Source organism: Paenibacillus wynnii (assembly GCF_030812855.1).
Taxonomy (GTDB): domain Bacteria; phylum Bacillota; class Bacilli; order Paenibacillales; family Paenibacillaceae; genus Paenibacillus_AQ; species Paenibacillus_AQ wynnii_A.
Genome location: NZ_JAUSTK010000057.1, coordinates 1 through 2,023, shown reverse-complemented (window position 1 = coordinate 2,023; position 2,023 = coordinate 1). Strand labels below are relative to the sequence as shown.

At 43.2% G+C, this 2,023-nt stretch carries 1 protein-coding gene and 1 rRNA gene; one reads left to right on the top strand and one right to left on the bottom strand.

Features of this window, described 5'->3' with window-relative positions; genetic code table 11:
• Window positions 1–61 (bottom strand): 16S ribosomal RNA (locus J2T20_RS25635); the annotation flags it as partial.
• 405 nt (window positions 62–466) lie between these two features.
• Here J2T20_RS25635 and J2T20_RS25630 point away from each other — a divergent pair.
• The gene (locus J2T20_RS25630) at window positions 467–1,723 is read left to right on the top strand and encodes an MFS transporter (protein WP_307592832.1); all 1,257 of its coding nucleotides are present in this window, start codon (window positions 467–469) and stop codon (window positions 1,721–1,723) included.
• Window positions 1,724–2,023: the final 300 nt, after the last annotated feature.

The following is a 2,023-nucleotide window of genomic DNA, read 5'->3' as shown; positions in this document are numbered from 1 at the left end:
CTTGCATGTATTAGGCATGCCGCCAGCGTTCGTCCTGAGCCAGGATCAAACTCTCCAAATTGGTATTCAGAAAGAGCGATTGCTCATTTTGAAACTGACGATTCATTAAATGAATCTATTAAAAATTAACGCGTTCCATTTGTTCAGTTTTCAAAGAACTTGTCTCTGCAATCGAATAATTTCTCTCATGCACAGGAATCATAGTATAACATATTTCGTTGTATTTCGTCAACTTATTTCTTCATCGCGTTTGCTTCACATCAACGATGCCTCATAAGCACAAGAAATAATATACCACGCGGATTGAATCTTTGCAACCCTTTTTTTATAAATAAATCTTACCGGCCCAGTTATCATAATAACAATACATTTAGGTTTCCATAATGCCTCACAAGTGGCTAAAATAGGGTTATTGAAAGTTCATACATTCATAGACTCATTATATATAGTACGAGAAGGAGCTAAAATGAAAAATAACTCGGCACCCATTGCGTCCCCGAAAGGGATTGAGGATACGGAATCCCGTAATTTGCAGCAGGCAACAATATATCGTATTTTACTGGCCGTAAGCTTTGTTCATTTATTCAATGATTCCATTCAGGCCGTCATTCCGGCGATCTTCCCAATTCTCAAAGACAATATGCTGCTTTCCTTTGCTCAAGTAGGCTGGATTTCCTTCGCCCTTAATATGACATCATCCGTGATCCAACCTGTTATCGGGTATGCCGCAGACCGCAAGCCTCGACCGATTCTGCTTCCGTTAGGAATGTGCTGCACGTTCGCGGGGGTAATGCTTTTAGCTTATGCCGGCAATTATACACTTGTCCTAATCTCTGTAATGCTCATTGGAGTGGGTTCAGCTACCTTCCATCCGGAAGGCATGCGTGTGGCTCATATGGCGGCCGGTCTGCGTAAGGGACTATCTCAATCCATATTTCAGGTAGGTGGAAATGCCGGACAATCTTTGGGGCCGATGCTGACCAAGTGGATATTCATCCCCTTCGGGCAAATGGGAGCGTTAAGTTTCACTATAGTCGCAGCCGCCGGCGTAGCGGTTCAAACTTATGTAGCCCGCTGGTACCGAGATATGCTTAAAGACGGCTATACCTTTCGTAAGAAATCATCCGTTCGCAGAATCGATCCCGCCCGTAGCAAAAGTATTTTGAACGCAACGATCATTCTTGTCTTTCTGGTATTTGTTCGATCCTGGTACGGAGCTTCCATCGGCAGTTACTATGCGTTCTACTTAATGGATAATTACAAAATGTCTCTAGATAATGCTCAAGTGTATATCTTCATGTATCTGGCTGCTGGTGCTGTGGGTACCTTCTTCGGCGGGCCGCTGGCAGACCGATTCGGACGTCGGAATCTAATCCTGATGTCTATGGTAGGAACTGTTCCGTTTGCACTGGTATTGCCTTTTGTTAACCAGTTTTGGGCTGGTGTTCTGTTATTAATTGGCGGCTTTGTTCTGCTGTCCAGCTTCTCGGTTACAGTCATTTATGCACAGATGCTATACCCGGGGAATATCGGCACCATTTCGGGTCTGATTACCGGTCTCGCATTTGGACTAGGGGGCATCGGATCTTTAGTGATCGGCAATCTTATCGACTATATAGGGATTACGAAGGTGTTTGTTGCCTGCGGTTTCCTGCCGCTATTGGGGTTATTAGCCCTGCTGCTGCCAGATGACGATAAGCTGGAGCAATGGGCTGCAGATTAATGATTAGGGAATAACCTACTATATTCTACAAAAAGAAAAGGCTCATCACTTCTCCAATATAGGGAAGGATGAGCCTACTTTAGTTGCACTTTCTACACCTATTTGGAGCATATAAGCAACTCCGCGCGCGATAAGTGTATTCCGTGCAACTATAAATCGAAAAAACACCTATACTCACCAAAAACCAGGCAAATAACTGCATAAAGTGCACTAGACATGCATAGAACCTTACACGAAATCGAAAAACTAAAAAAGTAATAATTTTACAGTTGTGTTTTTTGGATAAAGTGAAAAAAATCA

Bases quoted from the DNA above. Each gene is read 5' to 3' on its own strand.
- J2T20_RS25630 (WP_307592832.1), top strand. From the start codon at position 467: ATGAAAAATAACTCGGCACCCATTGCGTCCCCGAAAGGGATTGAGGAT.